This is a genomic window from Geminocystis sp. CENA526 (assembly GCF_050753365.1).
Lineage (GTDB): Bacteria > Cyanobacteriota > Cyanobacteriia > Cyanobacteriales > Cyanobacteriaceae > Geminocystis.
Map to the genome: position 1 here is coordinate 1 of NZ_JBLZFY010000010.1, position 21535 is coordinate 21535.

At 32.6% G+C, this 21535-nt stretch carries 19 protein-coding genes; 10 read left to right on the top strand and 9 right to left on the bottom strand.

What is annotated here, in order from left to right; all coding sequences use genetic code 11:
* Positions 1 to 134: 134 nt before the first annotated feature.
* Positions 135 to 1934 (top strand): SLC13 family permease, encoded by a 1800-nt coding sequence (locus ACN4EE_RS04700; RefSeq protein WP_431705251.1) that lies wholly within the window; start codon positions 135 to 137, stop codon positions 1932 to 1934.
* Between the two features lie 271 nt (positions 1935 to 2205).
* On the opposite strand, the gene folD is transcribed toward ACN4EE_RS04700, so the two are convergent.
* The gene (folD, locus tag ACN4EE_RS04705) at positions 2206 to 3069 is read right to left on the bottom strand and encodes a bifunctional methylenetetrahydrofolate dehydrogenase/methenyltetrahydrofolate cyclohydrolase FolD (RefSeq protein ID WP_431705252.1); all 864 of its coding nucleotides are present in this window, start codon (positions 3067 to 3069) and stop codon (positions 2206 to 2208) included.
* Between the two features lie 405 nt (positions 3070 to 3474).
* Here folD and ACN4EE_RS04710 point away from each other — a divergent pair, with 405 nt between their 5' ends.
* Positions 3475 to 3606, top strand: coding sequence for a hypothetical protein (locus tag ACN4EE_RS04710; protein ID WP_431705253.1), 132 nt, complete (start codon positions 3475 to 3477; stop codon positions 3604 to 3606).
* Positions 3607 to 3678: 72 nt separating this feature from the next.
* Here the strand turns inward: ACN4EE_RS04710 and ACN4EE_RS04715 are convergent, their stop codons facing one another.
* Positions 3679 to 4995 carry a dihydroorotase gene (locus tag ACN4EE_RS04715; RefSeq protein ID WP_431705254.1) on the bottom strand — a complete coding sequence of 439 codons (1317 nt, stop codon included), beginning with the start codon at positions 4993 to 4995 and terminating at the stop codon, positions 3679 to 3681.
* Positions 4996 to 5247: 252 nt separating this feature from the next.
* Here ACN4EE_RS04715 and ACN4EE_RS04720 point away from each other — a divergent pair, with 252 nt between their 5' ends.
* Positions 5248 to 6771, top strand: a complete 1524-nt coding sequence (locus ACN4EE_RS04720) for a hypothetical protein (protein WP_431705255.1) — start codon at positions 5248 to 5250, stop codon at positions 6769 to 6771.
* Between the two features lie 107 nt (positions 6772 to 6878).
* Here ACN4EE_RS04720 and ACN4EE_RS04725 read toward each other — a convergent pair whose 3' ends face one another.
* The 3 genes from ACN4EE_RS04725 to ruvA all read right to left on the bottom strand — a co-directional run bounded on the left by ACN4EE_RS04725 (position 6879) and on the right by ruvA (position 10528).
* Entirely contained in the window at positions 6879 to 8270 is a 1392-nt protein-coding gene (locus ACN4EE_RS04725; RefSeq protein WP_431705256.1) for a CAP domain-containing protein, read from the bottom strand.
* Positions 8271 to 8389: 119 nt separating this feature from the next.
* Positions 8390 to 9796 carry a diaminopimelate decarboxylase gene (lysA, locus tag ACN4EE_RS04730; RefSeq protein WP_431705257.1) on the bottom strand — a complete coding sequence of 469 codons (1407 nt, stop codon included), beginning with the start codon at positions 9794 to 9796 and terminating at the stop codon, positions 8390 to 8392.
* A 99-nt stretch (positions 9797 to 9895) separates the two neighbouring features.
* The gene (ruvA, locus tag ACN4EE_RS04735) at positions 9896 to 10528 is read right to left on the bottom strand and encodes a Holliday junction branch migration protein RuvA (protein WP_431705258.1); all 633 of its coding nucleotides are present in this window, start codon (positions 10526 to 10528) and stop codon (positions 9896 to 9898) included.
* Between the two features lie 114 nt (positions 10529 to 10642).
* On the opposite strand from ruvA, the gene cbiQ reads away from it, so the two are divergent.
* On the top strand, positions 10643 to 11416 hold the full coding sequence (gene cbiQ / locus ACN4EE_RS04740; protein ID WP_431705259.1) for a cobalt ECF transporter T component CbiQ: 774 nt from the start codon (positions 10643 to 10645) through the stop codon (positions 11414 to 11416).
* 102 nt (positions 11417 to 11518) lie between these two features.
* On the opposite strand, the gene ACN4EE_RS04745 is transcribed toward cbiQ, so the two are convergent.
* On the bottom strand, positions 11519 to 12322 hold the full coding sequence (locus ACN4EE_RS04745; protein WP_431705260.1) for a prepilin peptidase: 804 nt from the start codon (positions 12320 to 12322) through the stop codon (positions 11519 to 11521).
* 525 nt (positions 12323 to 12847) lie between these two features.
* Between ACN4EE_RS04745 and ACN4EE_RS04750 the strand changes: the two genes are divergently transcribed.
* Positions 12848 to 13597, top strand: coding sequence for a hypothetical protein (locus ACN4EE_RS04750; RefSeq protein ID WP_431705261.1), 750 nt, complete (start codon positions 12848 to 12850; stop codon positions 13595 to 13597).
* A gap of 293 nt (positions 13598 to 13890) precedes the next feature.
* On the opposite strand, the gene ACN4EE_RS04755 is transcribed toward ACN4EE_RS04750, so the two are convergent.
* The 3 genes from ACN4EE_RS04755 to ACN4EE_RS04765 all read right to left on the bottom strand — a co-directional run bounded on the left by ACN4EE_RS04755 (position 13891) and on the right by ACN4EE_RS04765 (position 15767).
* Positions 13891 to 14484 carry a TerD family protein gene (locus tag ACN4EE_RS04755; RefSeq protein WP_431705262.1) on the bottom strand — a complete coding sequence of 198 codons (594 nt, stop codon included), beginning with the start codon at positions 14482 to 14484 and terminating at the stop codon, positions 13891 to 13893.
* Positions 14485 to 14598: 114 nt separating this feature from the next.
* Positions 14599 to 15174, bottom strand: coding sequence for a TerD family protein (locus tag ACN4EE_RS04760; protein WP_431705263.1), 576 nt, complete (start codon positions 15172 to 15174; stop codon positions 14599 to 14601).
* A 191-nt stretch (positions 15175 to 15365) separates the two neighbouring features.
* Positions 15366 to 15767, bottom strand: a complete 402-nt coding sequence (locus ACN4EE_RS04765) for a hypothetical protein (RefSeq protein ID WP_431705264.1) — start codon at positions 15765 to 15767, stop codon at positions 15366 to 15368.
* Positions 15768 to 15789: 22 nt separating this feature from the next.
* On the opposite strand from ACN4EE_RS04765, the gene ACN4EE_RS04770 reads away from it, so the two are divergent.
* From ACN4EE_RS04770 to ACN4EE_RS04790, 5 genes are all read left to right on the top strand, one after another.
* Positions 15790 to 16383 (top strand): ADP-ribosylglycohydrolase family protein, encoded by a 594-nt coding sequence (locus ACN4EE_RS04770; RefSeq protein WP_431705315.1) that lies wholly within the window; start codon positions 15790 to 15792, stop codon positions 16381 to 16383.
* A gap of 140 nt (positions 16384 to 16523) precedes the next feature.
* A complete protein-coding gene (locus ACN4EE_RS04775; protein WP_431705265.1) occupies positions 16524 to 17237 on the top strand; it encodes a hypothetical protein in 714 nt (237 codons plus the stop codon).
* Between the two features lie 32 nt (positions 17238 to 17269).
* Positions 17270 to 17509, top strand: coding sequence for a hypothetical protein (locus ACN4EE_RS04780; RefSeq protein WP_431705266.1), 240 nt, complete (start codon positions 17270 to 17272; stop codon positions 17507 to 17509).
* Positions 17510 to 17874: 365 nt separating this feature from the next.
* Positions 17875 to 19581 (top strand): DUF262 domain-containing protein, encoded by a 1707-nt coding sequence (locus tag ACN4EE_RS04785; RefSeq protein ID WP_431705267.1) that lies wholly within the window; start codon positions 17875 to 17877, stop codon positions 19579 to 19581.
* An 81-nt stretch (positions 19582 to 19662) separates the two neighbouring features.
* Positions 19663 to 21522: a DUF4011 domain-containing protein gene (locus tag ACN4EE_RS04790; protein ID WP_431705268.1), complete on the top strand. Its 1860-nt coding sequence runs from the start codon at positions 19663 to 19665 to the stop codon at positions 21520 to 21522.
* Positions 21523 to 21535 lie beyond the last annotated feature (13 nt).

The following is a 21535-nucleotide window of genomic DNA, read 5'->3' on the forward strand; positions in this document are numbered from 1 at the left end:
AGTTAATCAAAAGTAGTAATATTGCTGGAAAAGATTTTTCATGACTTTGTAGGGGTTGAATATTATTCAACCCTTCCACCTTTGTAACTTTATTTTTTATTGATTAACACCTATCTCATTCTTAATTCTTGAAAATGGATATATCACCAATCTTTCTGACTGTCACCGTTTTAATAGTTTCCTTAATCGCCTTTGTCGCCGAATGGTTGCCCGTTGACTTGACTGCCTTAACAATTACAGTAGTTTTGATGTTATTAGGGTTAGTTTCCCCCAGTGAAGGTATATCGGGATTCGGAAACTCAGCCACCATTACCGTTATGGCAATGTTTATCCTGAGTGCAGGTATAACTAAAACAGGAATCTTAAACGTTGTCAGAGATTGGTTAATTACATGGGGGGGCAAAAATCCTCCTCGACAGATTTTCACTATGGGAATGATTGTAGGTCCTATTAGCGCCTTTATCAATAATACCGCAGTGGTAGCGATTTTTTTACCCATCATCGAACAATGGAGTAAACAGACAAAAACCTCCATTTCTAAACTTTTAATCCCCATGTCTTTTTTGACAATATTAGGGGGATTAATTACTTTAGTTGGTACATCTACCAATATTTTAGCTAGTGGTGTAGCGGTACAATTAGGCTATCCTGAATTTACTATCTTTCAATTTACAGCGTTAGGTTTACCAGTTTTCTTCATCGGTTTAATCTATATTTCCTTAGCCGCACCAAAATTGTTACCTGCGAGAAAACCAGAAGGAGGAGAGTCTTTAAGTGAAGATTATGAATTAAAAGAATACGTTAGTGAAATGATTATTCCTCCTAAATCTACACTAATTGGACAAACATTGCGCAGTAGTGAAATTCAGAGAAAATTTGATTTAGATGTGTTAGAAATTATCCGTAATGATGAGCATTTTCCACCGCCTTTAGCAGATAAAGTCTTAAATGTGGGAGATATTTTATTAGTAAGAGGAAGTCGCAATAATTTGCTCAATATTAAAGATGAAAGAGGAGTAGAAATTTTAGCTGATTTTAAATTTAATTCAGCAGAAATGGAAATGGAAAATAGTCAAGAAGAAGAAAAAATTGCCGAGGTTTTAATTCTTTCTAATTCTCGTTTGATAGGTACAACTTTAAAAGATTTACGTTTTCGTCAACGTTATAATTGTACAGTATTAGCTATTAGACGAGGACAAGAGTTAATTAGAGAAAGACTAGGAAAAGTTACTTTAAAATTTGGTGATTTACTCTTAATTCAAGCCCCGAAAGATAGTTTTATAGGTTTACAAACCACGAGAGAATTATTAGTTTTAGAAGAGAAAAATAGAGAGGGTTTAAGACAAGAAAAAGTATCCATTGCATTAGGGATTATTGTGGGAGTTATTTTAATTTCGGCTTTAGATATTGTACCTATTTTAGTTAGTAGTTTAGCAGGGGTTATCTTAATGGTAATTACGGGATGTCTTAAACCGGGTGAAATTTATGGGGCGGTGCGATGGGATATTATTTTCTTGTTAGCAGGATTAATCCCCCTCGGTATCGCTATGGATAATTCTGGCACTAATCAATGGTTAGCTGATAACTTATTAACAGTAGCAGGAAATTTCCCCCCTTATTGGATTTTAGTGTTATTCTATTTTGCTACTTGTATGTTAACGGAAATTTTGTCTAATAATGCGGCGGTTGTGTTAATGATACCTATTGCGGTTAAGGTTGCCGAAAATATCGGATTAGAGGCTTTATCTTTTATGTATGTAGTGACTTTTGCCGCTTCTAATAGTTATTTAGCTCCTATTGGTTATCAAACTAATACAATGGTATATGCACCAGGTGGTTATAAGTTTTTAGACTATACCCGTATCGGTTTACCTTTAACAATTACTTTAACTATTATTGTGCCGTTATTAGTTATAAAAATTTATGGTATATAAACCTGAATTCGATATAAAATCATGAAGATAAGAGGGAGGAAGGGGAGAAAATTGGGTATTAGGGTATTGGGGTATTGGGGAGTAATTTTTACATGAGTGCCTTTCTTCAATTCTGTTCATTCTTCATTAAATTTAATAAATAGATATAAAAAATCAATTTCTAATAATTTTTACTGAAATCTTAATATTATTCGATCGATTTTATCTAAATTTTATCTTGAACTGAGGTAAATATTACACTGTGGTATAGTAATTTCAAAACTATTACCTATTAACTATTCGTCATATAGCTTTCGTAGGTGTTTTGTAAAAGCATGGCTACTGTCATGGGGCCTACTCCACCGGGTACGGGAGTAATATAACTAGCTATCTCTTTCACTTGATTATAGTCAACATCCCCCACTAAGCGCCCTTTTCCATCAGGGGTTTCAATGCGGTTAATTCCCACGTCAATTACTACGGCGTTGGGTTTCACCATATCAGCAGTAATCATTTCGGGTTTGCCTACGGCGGCGATTAATATATCTGCTTCTCGACACACTTCCCCTAAATTTGTGGTTTTGGAATGAGCAATGGTAACAGTGGCGTTTTCTTCCAATAACATTAAAGCTAGGGGTTTACCGACTAAAATGCTTCTGCCTACTACTACGGCTTTTTTTCCAGCCATAGGGATATTATATTCTTTCAAAATTTCCATCACTCCAGCAGGGGTACAACTTCTTAAACCCTTTTCCCCTCTCACTAATTTACCTAAATTAACGGGGTGAAGTCCATCAGCATCTTTTTTAGGATCGATCGAATGTAATAATGCTATAGAGTTAAAATGATCAGGTAAAGGTAATTGAACTAAAATACCATCTACATTGGCATCCTGATTTAATTCTTCGATGACGGCGGTTAATTCCTCTTGGGTGGTGTTTGCTGGAAAATGTCTGCCAAAAGAAGCCATACCGATTTTAGTACAAGATTTTTCCTTATTACTGACATAAACGGCACTGGCGGGGTTGTCTCCTACCATTAATACTGCTAATCCGGGGGGGCGTTTTTTGTTTATCATTGCCTCTTTAATGGCAACTTGCAAACGAGATTGTACTTTTTTGGCTAAACTTTTACCGTCTAAAATCTGGGCGACCATGTTACTATGATTTAAAATAATTTTGAAAGAATAAGTTGATTTTTGTCTGTCTGTTATTATTCTTAAGAATTAGGTAATTATCAGGATCAAAAACTTGCTTAATTTTTTGATAAACTCTAATATTCTGTATTTTATAGTTAAAATCTCGCTTTTTTAATAAATTTTTATGAAGTTATTACTTAAATCTGTCCATTTATTATCGTTATCTTTTTTTTTTGGGGAATAACTGGTTGTACCTATTTAATTGATTTAGGTTTAGCTTCCCCTCAAGTTATCTCAATCAATGATATTCCTAATCAAGATTCTAGCACCGAAACTATTAAGGTAGAGGGTACTGTACAAAAAATTATACCTCTGCTCGATCGAAAAGCCATCGAAGTTAAAGATGCTACTGGTTCGATTATAGTGATAACGGATAACAGTATTTTACCAAAAGTGGGCGATCGAATTGCCGTAGAAGGAATTTTAAAGTCGAAAGAGATTATCCTTGATGGAGAAGCATTAAACGAGTACTATTTACAACAAATTAGTAATTAGCAAAATACAACATAGATACAGGTGGACAAGTGGACTGGTGAAGTGGTAGAATTAATCACTAATTCTTAATTCTTAATTACTGCCGAAGGTTAAGGGTTTTCCCCTTACTTCGGTATTCAATTTTCCTTTCTCTAACGCAATATTACCTAGTACGATCGTATAGACAGGCCACCCAGTGAGATTCCAACCTTCAAAGGGACTCCAACCGCATTTTGTGGATAAATTTTCCTTTAACACGGGTTTGTAATTTTTCAAGTCCACTAAAATCACATCGGCATCATAACCCACCTTAATCTCTCCCTTATTAGGAATATTGTAGAGTTTAGCAGGATTACTACACATCCATTTTACTACTTGTGCAAGGGTACAACGTCCTTTTTTATACTCCGTTAACATTAACAGTAAAGAAGTTTCTACCCCCGGCATTCCCGATGGGCTATGGGGATAAGGCTTGGCTTTTTCTTCTAAAGTATGAGGGGCGTGATCCGTTGCGATACAGTCAATAACGCCGTCTAGTAAGGCTTTCCAGAGAATTTCGTTATTTTGTTTCGATCGAAGGGGAGGGTTCATTTGTGCTAATGTGCCGATTCTGTCATAATCATCGGTATTCAGTAACAGATGTTGGGGGGTGACTTCCGTAGAAATCCATGGGGTTTTATGCTCTCGTAAATATTCTGCTTCGATGCCCGTGCTAAGGTGTAAAATATGTAAACGGCGTTGATATTTATTAGATAATTTTACCGCTAATTTAGTGGCATTGAGGGCGGCGGTTTCGTCTTGAATTTCAGAATGAATCGCAGGATTAGAAATGTCCTTAAACTGTTTTTTTCTTTCTACTATTCTAGCTTGATCTTCCGCATGGACTGCAATTAAACGGCTACCTTTAGCAAAAATCGGCTCAATTTCTGCCTCTGTGCTGACTAATAAAGCACCATGATTTGAACCCATAAAAATCTTGATACCACAAGCAGGATTAGCATTTCTCAAGTCGTCCAAATTTTCTGCCGTTGCGCCCATGAAAAAGCCATAATTAACTAAACATTTTTGACTAGCAAGGTGCAACTTCTCGTCTAATCTTTCCTGAGTGGTGGTTAAAGGTTTCGTATTAGGCATTTCAAGGAAGGATGTGACTCCCCCCTTAGCACAGGCACAAGAAGCCGTAAATAAGTCTTCTTTATATTCTAACCCCGGCTCACGAAAATGGACTTGCGGATCGATTACCCCCGGTAGTAAAGTTAAACCAGTAGCATCGATGATTTGTGCTGAGTCGTCTTGTAATTGAGTGCCAATTTCAGCAATTTTTCCCTCTTTGATGCTTAAATCTCCTAAGAAAAGATCACCATTAGGTAATAAAATTTCAGCATTACGAATTAATAAATTAGATGTCATAGTTATAATGTGTTATTTAGCTAAGAAAATCAGGAAGGTATTGTGTCATTGCGAGGCGCTTTGGAATGGAAATTAAATAATTTAGTTAAGTTGGATTGTCATTGCGAGGCACGAAGCAATCTGAAGCAATCTAAAGCAATCTCCATAAACACAGGCAAGATGCCTGTTTTACCAAAATTTTTATTAATGACAAATGTTTAAGTCCTAAAATTTTAAGTTGTTAACTGATAATTATTTTCAATATCTTAACCCATGAAAAATTCTCAATCTCATAAATCGCAACAAAAATTATTCTTTTTTTTCAAACTTTTAAGTTGGTATTACGATCGATTATTTATTAGTCGAATCATGGCATTGGTATCAGTGTTAAATTTTGGGTTAGTCTTGTTTGATTTAAGCTATATTCCATTACGAGATATATGGTTAAATGGGGTGATAACTGTAGGACAATTTAAACTAGGTCCTTATGAATTTAATGGTATTCAACTAGAAATTGTACCGAAAAGATTGAGAGAAAAAATTATTCAATATGATGTAATAAAAGGCATTGAACCTTATCGAGATACACAACTTTATTTAGAGGAAGCGGACTTATTAGAAAACACCATTAATCAATATGGTTTAGATAATGAAAAAACCAAAGAAATTTTAAAAAGATTAAGAGAAATGAGTGTTGATATGATCAGAGAAGATCCCTTTAGATTAGCAAATAAAAGTGGCACTTTGGAAATAATAAAAAATAGAATGAGGGAACACATGAATAACTATATTGACAATCCTGATTCTTCCTCCACTTTTGCTTTTACTTCTTTTTGGACTGTGGATAATTTAGAGAATAATTTATACGGACAATTAGGATTTTTTAACAGAGAAATTCGACCTTTAATTAATACTAATTATTGGCGTCCTATTGGAGAAAATGGTCAATTTGTCGATTATTTTGGTTTATTAGATTTTCCTTTTATAGTCATTATTTTTACTGATTTTATTATTCGGTGTTTAGTCATTAGTCTTCGTTATCATGGAGTTAAATTTCAGGATGCAATTTTTTGGCGTTGGTACGATTTAATCTTCTTTTTGCCTTATTTTAGATGGTTAAGGATTATCCCTATTAGTGTTCGTTTAAATGATAGTAAACTCTTAACTTACAAGCGTATTCAAAAACAAATTAGTCAGGGTTTTGTTGCAGGAATTGCAGGGGATATTACTCAAATTGTTGTGTTGAGAATTGTTAATCAAATCCAGAAAACTATTGAAAAAGGTTCGATCGAACAAATATTATTTAAAGAAGAAACGAAAGAATATATTAACCTAAGTGGCAAGAATGAATCAGCCGAAATAGTCAAATTATTAATTAATTTAGTTGTTTATGAAATGTTACCCGAAATTAGACCAGAAGTAGAAATTTTATTAAGTTATATAATGATAAAAACTATTAGCGAATCTCCTATGTATGAAAATATGAAAAACTTACCCGGATTTAACAATTTTCCTGATAAAATTAGCAATAAATTAGCTACTCAATCCTATCAAATATTTTTGAATAGCATTAACGGTATTTTACAAGAAGACCCTATTTTTGAAAAACATTTAGAAAAGATTATTGAAAAAGCAACTAAAACCTTAAATTTACGTCCTAACGCTCGATATGATATAAACAAAATTGAGGAATTATTAGTTATCTTATTAGAAGAAGTAAAAGTTAATTATATTCAACAATTATCCGATGAAGATATAGAGGCTTTAATGGATGAAACAAGAGCAATTAATAATTAGGTGTTGTCTTATAGTCTTTTGATGAAGATAAGTAATAGGTAATAGACATATTCAAAAATTACTTTAACACCCTAATTAAATTTAGTAAATAGTGTCAAAATATCATGTTAATATAACACTTGAAAAGCCTCTCCTTCTAACTGAAAATTGGGATAGTTTTGTAAAACACTATTTTTTTCTTCCTCTCCAGTAAATAAATAAGTACCCGATAAATTATTATTCTGAAAACGGTAAACTAAATCTCCTTGACTACTTCCTACGGGATAAACATAAAATGCTAATCCTTCTAACTCAAATTGAGGATAATTTGCCTCAATACTAATTTTTTCTTCTTCTCCTACATATAAATAAGTACCGTTAACATGAGTATTCTGAAAACGATATATAGGGATTAAATTTTCATCGGGAATTAAACTAACATAAAATGCTAATCCTTCTAACTCAAAGTTGGGATAATTAGCTTGAATACTTATTTTTTCTTCTTCTCCTGCGTATAGATAAGTACCTTTAATATCAGTGTTTTGAAAACGATAAATTGCTTGATTTAATAAGGAATCTTCTGGTTTATTTATATTATTTTCTTCTAGGGGTAAATCCTCAATATCAATAATTTCTGTAATGGGATTATTATTGTCATTGGGGTAAAAATAATTGTCATTCGTTACCCAATCTAATTTAACATTTTCAGATTCGATCGAGATCATTCGAGAAGTAATATTATTATCTAAATTATCCTCAAAATCGCCACTAAAATTAACGGTATAATTCCCTGATGGTAGATATAAAGAATATCCTCCCGTTGCCCATGTTTGGGTTTGATATTGTGTTCCTGTATCGATATTTTCAGCTAATATGGTAACATTACTTATGCCTTCTCCAATGGTATAAAAATTGTCTTCGATGACGGTATCATCATAAACGACTCCCGTTAAAAAAGCCCCTTCTTTATTAGAGTTAGAAACCGCAAAATTTTGGGTAGTCATCACCGCATTATAGTTGATGTTATTGACAGAAAACACCCCTTCAACGGATGCAATGCCAATTTCTTGAAAATCATCTTGGAGAATGGCAACCCGATGACCTCGATTGGGATAGTTTCGATCGATAAATAAGTTATCATAGTTATCTACGGAGAATTGTTCAAAATCGAGAGTATTTGTTGTACCCTTCCATGCAATATTTTCGCCACTCATCCAAGGGGTAAGAAATTCATATCCTGCAATGGTCATTCTTTCCTTAGATGTTGTACCATTAACTCCTGTATGGCTAAAAATATCATTGTCTAACATCCACTGACTATGATTATAAGCGGATTGATTTAAAAGGACATTAAAGGTTAAAGGTTGTTTTGGATCAAGGGAAATAGTATTATTACTGGGTACTCCTTCATTTAACAACCCATTGAGCAAACGATCGGCTTCTAATTGAGGATTTTCTCTAGCACGATTAATCAATTCTAGCATCAATTGATCAACGGCGGTAGGCTCTCTTCCTTTCATAATTTTCACCTTCTTAAGTAATATTATTTCTACCTTTTACCTATTATATATCTGAGAGAAAAACAGGCAAGATGCCTGTTCTACGGTGGTAAAATAATAAATATGATCGAAGTCTATTACTAATTAATTGTTAATCGATGGGGGATTAAGTCTTGTTTTACTAAGTCTTCGTAGGTTTCACGGCGAATAATGAGATTTGCCTCCCCTTCGTTAACTAATACGGCGGCAGGACGTGCTAAACGGTTATAATTGGAAGCCATACTGTAATTATATGCACCAGTAGCTAACACGACTAACACATCTCCTGTTTCTGTGTTGGGAATTTCGATGTCTTTGATTAAGATGTCTCCCGATTCACAGTGTTTTCCTGCGATCGTAACTCTTTCGTCATTTCCAGCCCTCATTTTGTTAGCAATCACCACTTGGTAAAGGGATTGATATGTAATAGGTCTTGGATTATCAGACATTCCACCATCCACAGAGATATAAGTTCTTACATCAGGAATTACTTTTCTTCCTCCCACGGTATAAGCAGTAACACAAGCGGTTGCAACCATCGATCGACCCGGCTCGGCGATAAGTTTAGGAAGGGTAAGATTTCTTTCTTCACAGGCTTTTGTCACGGCAGTAGCAACGGTTTTCACCCATTCTGTAATACTAGGAGGATCATCTGATTCGGTGTAACGAATGCCCAAACCACCGCCAACATTTAATTCTGTGACAGGTAAACCGTAATCTAGTGCTTTTTTAAACCAATCTGCCAATACTCCTGCTAAGTCGTTATGAGGTTGTAATTCAAAAATTTGTGAGCCGATGTGCGCGTGTAAACCAATACAATTAATATAGGCTTGTTCTTTGACAAAAGTAAATACTGCCTCTAGTTGATGGAGAGAAAACCCGAATTTACTATCAATACTACCAGTACGGATATATTCGTGGGTGTGGCATTCAATACCGGGGGTAAGACGAATTAAAATGTTAACAGATTGCTGTTTTTGAGCGGTTAATTTGGCTAAAGTTTCCAATTCTAACCAGTTATCGACGATAATTTTACACTGGCTATCGATAGCTAATTCTAGCTCGGCTACAGATTTATTATTACCATGTAGGTAAATTCGATCGATAATGTCATCAGAATTATAACCACTGATTTCTAAGGCTTTAGTAGTGGTATAAAGTTCACCTCCTGAGACGACATCAAAACCGATACCCTCACTAGCAAGGATAGAGGCAATAGCCATACAACACCACGCTTTAGAAGCGTAGATAACTTGGGATTCCCCCGCATAGTATTCTTTGAAAGCCTCTCGATATTGAGTTGCACAAGTGCGCAAAGTTTTTTCATCGACAATGTATAAAGAAGTACCAAATTGATTTACTAATTCTGTTACATCGCAACCGCCAATTTCAAGGTGATTTCGATCGTTTATGGTAGCAGTAATAGGTAATAATCTTTGATTAGGGGAAGTGTAAGAGTCCGAATTGATAATTAATTTTTCGGCGGTAGATTTTTCAGTTAATAGCATTACAGATAACTAATTAATATAAATTTTTGACAGATATTTAACGGTTTTTAATAAACTGTAATCTACCATTTTAACTTAAATTAGGCACTTACCTTCAGGTTAACCATTGAAAGATAAAAATGCGATGGCACTTCTAATCCATTCCTCTACATGAGGATTTTTTTGTAACAAATTATCTTGACTAATGACAGATATAGCTTGTTGTATTTCACTATTGGTATAACCTAACGCTAATAAAGTCATCTCTAAATCAGCCATAATTTCCTCATTAGGAAAGCCGTTATTATTAATACTTACTCCTGCACTAACACGCCATTGAGAGAGTTTGGTTTTTAATTCTAAAGCGATTCTTTCGGCGGTTTTTTGCCCGATACCGGGGGTTTTTGACAGTTGACGGATATTTCCCGTTACGATCGCTTGTACTAAATCTTCTAATCCTAAAGTATCAATTAAGGCGATAGCAGATTGACAACCGATGCCAGAAATAGCGATTAATTGACGGAATAAATCCCTTTGAGCGGAGGAAGAAAAACCATAAAGAAATTGTTGATCATCTCTTATGTGAAAATGAGTAAAAATTTGGATTTCTTTTTCTAAATTAACCTCTAATTGTCGAGAAAAACGAGGAGGAACTTGCACTTCATAACCGATATTATTAACTTCTAAAATTAAAATACTGCGATTATTATTAAATACAATATTAGTAATAAATCCTTTTAAATAACTAAACATAAAAAATAAATAATAAAAATAATAGATAATTTTTTTCAAATATTATATGATCTATTATAGAGAATAAATGATCTTTCGGGTTAATTAATATATAAAATTATTTCTCTATCTTATATGAAATTATTATTAGATCAATATGCTTACTTAGATTCTTATATTCATCGTTGGGAATCTAAACCAAAATTTATTGCCTTAGTCATTTTAATTTTTGCTTTTGCTTTTATTCAAAATTTAATTTTTTTACCCTTTATTATTATTCTTACAGCTATTCTATATTTTTGCTCTAATTTACCCTTTTCTTTTTTACTTTCTCGTCTGCGTTATCCCGGTATTTTTATTATCGCAGTAGTAATTTTACTTCCTTTTTTAGTGGGCAAAACTATTATTTTGTCTCTAGGTTTTTTATCGATAAAATTAGAAGGCACTCTCCTTGTTATTTTAGTAGTTACTCGCTTTATTTGTATCTTAACTATTACCTTAATTTTATTTGGGACTTCTCCTTTTTTAACTACTCTTAAAACTCTTCGATCGATGGGCTTATCACCGATACTTAGTGATATGATATTATTAACTTATCGTTATTTGGAAGAATTAGGCGATCGATTAACGAGAATGCAAAGGGCATTAAGGTTAAAAGGTTTTCAACCCCATAAAATTACTAGACGCAATTTAAGAGTAATTGCTAACCTTATGGGCAGTTTATTTGTGATTAGTTATGAGCAATCAAAATTAGTTTATCAAGCAATGATTTTAAGAGGTTATCACGATCGATACACAAAGGCAAAAATAACCCAAGCAACTATTCACTGGAAACACTGGTTAGCCTGTGGAATAATTATTTTTATTAGTATTAGTTTAATCATTCTTCAATGGATAATAATTAATTAAAGGTTGTCTCATAGCATAAAATGTAGGGGTTTAATATATTAAACCCAACCCCATCGGAAAATGATAAATAAGTGTTAATTGTTAATTGTTAATTGTTAATTGTTAAAGTCCCATATACTCTAAATAACTTGATAAAATTCGATCGCCCCAGAATATTGTTGAAATTGCTCCTAATACCAAATAAGGACCAAAAGGCATGGGTTGCCCTTGTTTCAATAGTTTTAGCACGATCGAACCTACTCCAACAATAGTACCTACGAGACAAGCCAAAAAGCCCGTTAATAATATACCTTGCCATCCTAACCATGATCCTATCATAGCTGTTAACTTAGGATCACCTCCTCCCATAGCAGGTTTACCAAAAACTAATGTACCGAAAATACGGATAAAATCAAACAACCAAATACCAATTACCGCACTAAAGATACTCAGAAAAAGATATTGTAAAGCACCTTTTATGCCTCCCACGGTAAAACCTAGCCAAGTTTGCCAAAGCAACCCCATAACTAAACCCGATTGAGTGAGGGAATTAGGTAAAGTCATGGTATCAAAATCAATCATGGCTAAAGCAATCAACCAACTCACCAGAATTACATAACCCAAACTTAACCATGTAAAACCATATTGAGAGAATACCAACACAAAAAGAAAGCCCGTAATTGCTTCAATAATGGGGTAACGAGGAGAAATCGGAGTTTGACACCAACGGCATTTACCTCCTAACCATAGCCAACCCATAACGGGGATATTCTCAGTTTTACCGAGGGGATGCAGACATTTTGGACATCGAGACGGAGGATTGATTAAAGAGATTTTCGCAGGTATTCGGTATATTACCACATTTAAAAAACTGCCGATCGAAGCCCCCCATATAAAAATTATGAAGTAGATAAAAAAGTTTGCCATGAGATAATTAGGAACGAGGAATAAGGAATATAGAACTTACGCATTGACAAAAAAAAGAAAAATATGCCTACCTATTTTTAATCTGATTATAAACCAAGTAATATAGCGTTTATTAAAACGATGAGGTACAGTTTTTTATACAACTTTCCATTGCCTATTGCCCATTCCCTATTCCCGAATACCGATAAGTTTTGTACCTCACCATAACGAAAATTGCTATAAATTAAGCTGATAAATGATTAATAATAAAAGAACGAATTATTTCATTAAACATATTTCTTTTCAGTTCATACCAATTTATTATATCAGAATTAAATCGTTGCATTTTTCTCTAATAGTTAAAAATACTGATAAATATTGACTGATATTAACTTTGCTCCTTGCGTCTGCCTCTTGTCTTTTGCCTCTGTTTATCAGTAAAATTAGATGCGTTCTAGCTTATCAGTCACAAAAATTATAGTTACTAAGATCAAAAATAAGTTACTCTGAAAGTAATCTCAATTATCACAATATTTTATTCTTTTCATGGCTTCACTATCACAAGTTCAAAATCCCACTTCAGCAAATCAGATGCTTAATGATATTGAGGAGTTAACTATATCCCTCGTTATCAAAAATTTTAATCCTAATTTATTAAGTTACGAACTTCTTACTATGAGCGGTATCGTTCCGGCGGATTGGGAATTGGCAAGACAACCCGTTGCTAGTCCTCGTGGTTCACAAGTGAGCTTCAAAAACGGCGTTAATATTATTGCCCAACCCAATACTATTAGTTTTGTGGAGGGTTTAGGCAACAAAGATATTAAGAGTCTTGAGTTTGCTAATATTGCCCAAAAATATGTCAGTAAAATGTCTAATGCTGAATATCAGGGTATCAGTATCAGTCCTAAAATTATTGTGCCTTTTACTCAGGGAGAAGAGGGGGGTAAAGATTTTATTAACAATACTCTTTTAAATCAAGGGGCTTGGTTTAATTTTGGTAATATTATCCCCCAAGCATCCTTAAATTTATTTTATCAGCTCGATCGATCTCAATTAGTGTTAAATATCAATCCTGCTAAGTTACAACAACCGAACGAAACAACAATTTCTGCGGTGTTATTTGCTGGTAGTTTTAACTATAATTTAAACGATTTAATTGGCGATTTACGCATCAAAACATTAACGAATACTATTAATTCTTGGCAGAAAGATTTAGATACTTTTAGAGAGTTAATTTATCAAAAATTCTTACAAAAAGCTGTGTCTGAAAAAGCCAGTTTATTTGAAAGCTAAGTGTTGATGAAGCTAGGGAATAGGGAATAGGAAATAGGGAATAGGGAATAGGAAATAGGGAATAGGAAATAGGGAATAAGTAATAAAAATAAAGGTTTTGAGGCTTTGTATGAATATATAAATACAAAAGTATTTTAGAAAAAATTCCGTAAAAAATGCTCATTTTTTGAGTAAAAATTGCTAAAACTGCACACTTTTTTAGTAATGTAGTTTGTCTAAACCCTTGATTTTAATAACCTTTTGATTTATTAAGCAAACCCTAACTAAAACCTAAAACCTAAAACCTAAAACCCCTAACTATAAAGTTTGACAATATCACCTAAACTTTTAGCAACAAAACCATCTCCTTTTGCCGTCATTTCCCAGTCATCTTCCACTCTGGTTAACTGTGCCATAATCATTCCTGTTTTTCCCTGATAGCCATTACCTGAAAGAGTATAACGAGCGATTTCCTGTTTATTCGTCATATTAACGAGACGCACAAAAGCATTTTGCACTTGTCCAAAATCTTGTTTTCTTTCAAAAGCATTATAAATATTAACCACAAAAACTAAGGTAGAAATATTCTTAGGAATTAAGGGTAAATTAACGATAATTTCTTCATCATCACCATCTCCTGAGCCTGTTAAATTATCTCCTAAATGATTAATAGCGGAAGAATAATGACGCAAGTTCCCGAAATAAACAATTTCACTATTAGATTTTAATTTGCCTCTGCTATCTAGGCATAAAACTGAAGCATCTAAGTCAAAATCAGATTGAAATAAACCGCCTAAAAAACCTCCTTTTTTTGCTACATCCCATCCTAAACCGCACATAACTTGTTCTAATTTTGGGGCTTCTTTTTTGAGAGAAATTCGTTGCCCTTTTTGTAAATTAATACCCATAATATTTATTAATTTTTGATAGTTAATTTTTTGCACTCATTACAAGGGCTTAATATATTAAGCCCCTACATTATCCATTACTCTTGCCTCTTCCCTTTTCCCTTTTCCCTATTTTCATTGATAACGATTAACTAAGGCTTGTAATCCGCCTTGATAACCAGCACCAACGGCATTCATGCGCCATTCTCCATCTTTACGGTAAATTTCAGCCATAATTAAAGCGGTTTCGATCGAAAAATCCTCTTCTAAGTCATAGCGTAAAACTTCTTCTTTCGTTTCTACATCCACTAATCGCACAAAAGCATTTCTCACCTGTCCAAAATTTTGTCCTCTTTTTTGGGCTTCATGGATAGTAACAGTGATAGCAATACGAGCTACATCAGCTGGAACTTTGCGCAAATCAACGATAATAACTTCATCATCGCCGTCTCCTTCACCAGTTAAATTATCCCCCATGTGTTTGACGGACTTTTCGGGGTCGGGGCTGGTAAGATTGTTATAAAAAATAAAATGTTCATCAGAAATTAATTTTTCATTAGAATTCAAAAGAAAGACAGAAGCATCCAAGTCAAAATCATATCCCGTGTCAGTAACATTGACATCCCAGCCTAAACCAATAAAAGCCGCATTCATACCGGGGGCGATTTTATCTAAGGAGACTCTTTGACCTTTTTGTAATGATATAGCCATGATTATTTATCTTGATTATTGTTTCTATTTATTTATCAGTCTCACTTTTCTATTTTATGCAACAAATTTAAAATAATTTGTGAAGTTTTATGATGCTGATGCTGAATCTGAGTAGTGAACTATAAAATGATGATGGTTACGCTCACCAACCGAGAGGAAGAGAGGGTAGGCGTTTTCATTTTCAGCAACCCCTAATTATTTTTTACTCTTTTTTCAATGTCTTCAAAGGTTTTTAACAACAAAGTTTGTGCCTGTAATTTCCAACCTAATTGCTGAATTTTTATAGCAACAGGAAGTGCGATCGCAGTAGCTAAAAAATCTAAATATTGTTGAGAAGAAATACCTAATAATAAGCCTAATCCTGCAATTCCCCAAAAAGGTAAAGCAAAAGTTTGACGCTCTTTTTCCAGTTTTTTTGCCCAAAATCCTTGGGGCATTTGCGTTAATAATTCTTGCTTTAATTCTTGTTGTTCTTTAAATGTTAAAGCAATGCCAATTTTACGGCGTAATTTTTCAATTTTTAGAGCTTCAGTGCTATACTCAGTTAATTGATCTTCTGCCATTAAAATTAAGTTATTAAGAGTTAGTGCCATATAATTTATTTACTTTTCAAGTATAGGAAGTAAAAAAGAGTATGATAACGGTAACGGTAGTTTAATGCGAATTTTGCCTTTAGCGTACTATTATCAACAATTTTCCCTTGAGGATTTGATTAGTCTTACCCACGAAGTAGGTAGCATCACTCATGGTCATCTTCGTGCTAATATTGCTTGTGGTATTTACATTACTATTGCGGTGCAATTACTACAAGGGAAAAGCCCTCATCAAGCCTATACTGATTCTCTCAAACAGATCAATACCATGTATAGCAAACCGATTTATCAACAGGAATTAGCCTATTATCATCGTATTTTAGCAGGGAATATCGAGGATCGATCGAGGGATGAAATAGAATCTACTGGTTATGTAGTGGACACATTAGAAGCGTCTTTATGGTGTTTATTAACAACCAATAACTACCAAGAAGCGGTGTTACAAGCGGTGAATTTAGGAGAAGATACTGACACTGTAGGGGCTGTAACAGGAGGTTTAGCAGGAATTTACTACGGTTTAAAAGGTATCCCAGAGCATTGGTTAAGTCAAATTCAAAAGTTAGATGAAATCATTGATTTAATTCGATTATGGGATAGCTCAATATATACGACTTAATATTGAAGGTTCGATCGAGCAGCGCCGCCCTTGGCGATCGAGCCAATTTCATCAATAAATATTAAGGACATAGTGCATAAATTATCAAAGTGAATAGAATAAATAAGTAGGATTACTAAATAAAAGGAGAATTAAATTTGTTGGGACTTAGTATAACTGCTATCGGACAAAGAGATTTTTCAGAATGTTTAAGTATTTACGAGACTTTAAAACCACAATTAAACCTTGATTTTTTAGAGTTAGCCGTTGGTTCTCGATGTGATACTCGATATATCCCCGATGATATGCCGTTAGTTATTCATCATAACTGTCTTTATGATAATGCTTTGAAAATTATGTTCAAACTGATGGATAAAAATACATGGGTTGATTATCACCAAAGAATCAAGGGCAAGGATATTCAATTATTCTCTATTCACCCTCCAAAGAAAAAGGAGGCTACTTTACAACAAGTATTAGATTACCGACAGGAATTAGAAATTTACCTTGATATACCTGTCTGCTTAGAAGTAATGCCCTATAGAGATGATTGGTTATTTGCTACTGATTTTGAGAATAATTCTTTATCTAAAATTCCTCTATTATTAGACATTTCTCATATTAATATATGGGCAAAATCTCAAGAAGATATAGTCAAACAATGGGTAGAAAAATTATTACCTCAAAGTGTGGCTATTCATATATCTCACAACAACGGTTTCAAAGATAGCCATGATATTATTCCTCAAGGTATTTGGTTTGAAAATCAAATAGAAAAATGGAATAGTCAAGAATTATTTGTTACTTATGAATCTTTACCTGAAAGGTTTAAAAACTTCGATCGGGCTAAAAGAAACATATCTTTATTTCAGTAAAAAACATTTATTAGTATAACAGGAGAAAAACAATGACAGATTTTGACTTAAATGATTTAAAAAAATTAGGTTTGACTGGTTCAATTAGTTATTATTTTTCTGGTGAAGGAGATGATGGTTGTTCGGATATTGAGAACGATAATTTATCATTCCCAGATAATTTTGATGATAAAGATAAATGTTACCAATATTTTCGTAACATTTTGATGGATAAATTACCTTACGGATGGGAGATTAATTATCTGAGGAATAAGGTAGTATTGCATAAGTAGTTATTTTCTGCCTGATTGACTGACAAAAATATCTAAAAAAATTGCTAGATTAAGATTATGACATTTTAGTTTTTTAAAGGTGATCGCTATAGTAATATTAGCCGTTATTAAAATTACTGTGATGTTTGATTTATCTGGACTTTAGCACTTGAGAAGAGAGTTGTGTAAAACCCTTATTCAGTGAATGTAACAGGACATTTGTCAGTTATCAGGATTTTCTGCTCTAAAACCTTTTTGCAATCATTTTTAAATCACTACATCTTTATGACTACGCTGTTGTTTTCTATTGATAATTATTATTAATAATAATCAAGTCTATATCAAGTTTTTAAAAATATTATTTCAAATAAAAAATATAAATAATTATGATCGAAATTAAAGGTGCTGGTTATCCTCTAAAAAAAATATTAAGTGATGAATTTCTTTTTACAATTCCTAATTATCAGCGTCCATATCTTTGGGGGGAAAAAGAAACCGATAAATTACTAGAAGATTTAATTGATGCTTTAGGAGAAAATGATAGTGTAAAAATATCGGAGATAACACCTTATTTTCTCGGTAATGTAGTCTTAATTAAAAAAAGTGGAAAACCAGAAGCCGAGATTATTGATGGACAACAAAGATTAACAACCATTACCATTTTATTTGCTGTTTTAAGGGAATTAATGAATATTGATGATCTAACTAAATATATTTGTCAACCTAAAGATGATTTTGAAGGAATACCCGCACGTCCACGTTTATTATTAAGAAAAAGAGATCAATCTTTTTTTGCTCAATACATTCAAGAGAAAGAAGGTATTAAAGAACTTAAAAGTTTAGATATTTCTGCTAAATCAGAAACAGAACAAAATATTGCTAAAAATGTTTTATTTTTACTAGATGAGATTGAAAAACAATTACCTACTATTGAAAAAAAACAGCGTTTAATTCAATTTTTATTGCAACAATGTTATCTAGTTGTGGTTTCAACTTCTGACTTTGATTCTGCTTATAAGATTTTTTCTGTATTAAATGATAGAGGATTAAGATTAGACGTAACTGATATTTTAAAGGCAGATATAATTGGAAATATAACTAAATCATTAGACTTAGATGAGAAGAATCAAATAGAAGATAAATATACAGAAATCTGGGAAGATAAAGAGGAAAAATTAGGTAGAGATAATTTTAAAGAATTATTTACTCACTTGAGAATGATTCGTGCAAAAGTCAAACAACAGCAAAAAATTATAGAAGAATTAAGGATAGTATTTGCAGAAGATTTTAAAAATGGAGAAAGTTTTATTAATCAAATCTTAATTCCTTATGCTGATAATTTTAATAACCTTCTTAAATGTAATTTTACTTTTAGAAGTTATTCCTCAGAGATTAATCAAATACTAAAATATTTAAGCAGGATTGATAATTTTGATTGGAAATCTCCAGCACTTTTATTCTTAGATAAATATAAAAATGACAGTAAAGAAATCTTAAAATTTTTAACTGATTTAGAACGGTTAGCTGTAGGTTTAATGATTCAAAGAATAAATATTAACCATAGAATTAAACGTTATGCAGGTGTGTTAAAAGCTATTGAAAATCAAGAAGATTTATATAAAGAAGATTCTCTTTTACAATTAAGTAAAGATGAACAAATAGAAATAGAAAAAGCCTTAAATGGTAATATATATCAGCAAAAATATAACAAATATGTTTTATTGAGATTAGATGAATTATTATCTGATGGTATTCCTGATTACGATTCATCTAAAATGATAACCATTGAACATATTTTGCCTCAAAATCCCAATAGTAAAAGTAATTGGGTGAAATTATTTACTCCAGAAGAAAGAAAAAAATATCTTCATTGTTTAGGTAATTTAGCTTTATTATCTCATCGAAAAGGTGCTGAAGCTCAAAATTATGATTTTCCTAAAAAAGTAGAAGTTTATTTGAATAATCCTACGGCTATTTTTGCCTTAACAATTACAGCAGTAAAAGAGAAAGAATGGACTCCTGAAATTATTGAAAAAAGACAACATGAATATGTTAAAAAATTAAAAGAAACTTGGCGAATTAATATGAGTTAATTGATTTTTGGTAGTCCATTAATAAACAAAGTCTTGATTATATACTTTCTTACAAAAAATTAAATAATATGGTAAAAAATCATGGACAATATTACGCTCAAAATAGAAAATAAAGAATGTTTTAACTTTGCTTTAGAACAATGTGGAATACCATTAATTGAAGCTATTTACATTGAAAATAATAACTCTTTCCCCCTTGAAAATACTTTCATAGAAATAACTTTACATCCTGATTTTGAAGAATCCCTAAAAATACCTTTACCCAAAATTCATGGTGGCGATCGTCATAAAATAGAAGAAGTGGATTTAAGACTACCACCTGCCAGAATGGAAAAAACTTTAGAAGCAGAAAGGGTAATTTTAGAATGTAGTTTAAAACAAGAAGAAGAAGAAGAAATTTTAACTCAAGTCAAAAAAGATGTTATTTTATCTGCTTATAATGATTGGAATTTAAAAGATTTTTATGCTGAATTATTAGCTTGTTTTATTACTCCAAATCATCCTGTCATAATGCAGGTACTTAAACAAGTTAGAGAGGTAAAAAAACGCAATACAGGGGATAATTCTCTACCGGGCTATCAACATAATGCTCAAACAGTTTATGAAATGACGAAAGCATTATATGAAACCTTTAAAGATTTTGGTATTTCTTATATTAATCCCCCAGCCTCTTTTGAAGCAAATCAAAAAATTAGGTTTGCTGATATGGTGTTACATGATCAAATGGGTACTTGTCTTGATTTAACGGTTTTAGCTTGTTCCTGTTTAGAACAAATGGGATTATATCCCCTTGTAATCTTAGTTCAAGGTCACGCTTTTATTGGGGTTTGGTTACAAGAAGACACCATTAACTACAATTTAATTATTGAAGATAAACTAAAGCTAATTAACTTTATCGAATCAGAAAATCTATTATTATTCAACTCTAGTACCTACGCTGTCAGTCCGCAACCTCCTTTTGAAAAAGCTGTAAAACAGGGGGTTGATATTTTAAATACTACACACTTAACTGGTGCAGTTGATATTAATATCTGTCGGAAAAAAGGTTATAAACCTTTGCCTATTCGCATGGGTGCAATAAACACGGAAGTTAACGAAGAAGAAGTTACCAGTCTTGCCCAACAAATATTAAAACAGGCGGCTTTAGCTCAACAAAATATAAAATCAGAAGAAGAAGTTAAATCTGAAAAAAAAGAGCCTTTACCAAAGGTAGTAGAAAAACGCTTTAACCGTTGGAAATCCAGTATGTTGGATTTATCCATGAAAAATAAGTTATTAAATTTAGCAAATTTAAACATTACAAAAATTGTTGCGAATATCTTAATTGGAGAAGTTAAACAATGGTTAGTTCAATTCTTAGCCCGTCAACAAGAAGAAAATAACGAAGATAATATAGATCCACAATCGTTAATGGCATTACTGCAATTAGTTAGTAGTCTAACCCCAGAAAAAATTATTGGTCATAATTTTAATCTTAGTGAGCAATTCAATTTAGGTTCTTATATTCAAGGAAAAGATCCTCTTTTACAACAATTATTACCTCAAATATTACAGCATCAACAAAGAGAAATATATGGAGCTATAGGTGACTATTTTCGCAAACAGCTAAAAAAACAACCATTTTTAATCTTAGATATACCTTCAAAAATACTTGCACAATTTGAAGATTACTTAGCATCAGGTAAAACTATTGAAATTATTCCCAACGCATCAGATCAATCTGAATCTCAAAGAGCTAATTTACAAAATCGTATTGATGAAAATGAAATTTTAGCTAGAAAAACAACTGAATTGGTAAAAGGTAGATGTACTGCTATACAAGGAATTGGATTAGATATACCCTGTGGCGAGGTTGAACTTTATACTATTGGCAAAACTCTTGAAAGAGAAGCTCTTACAGCTCAAGAAGAAACAGGCTCTAGCACTTTATATTTAGCATAAGGGAAAATCGGTT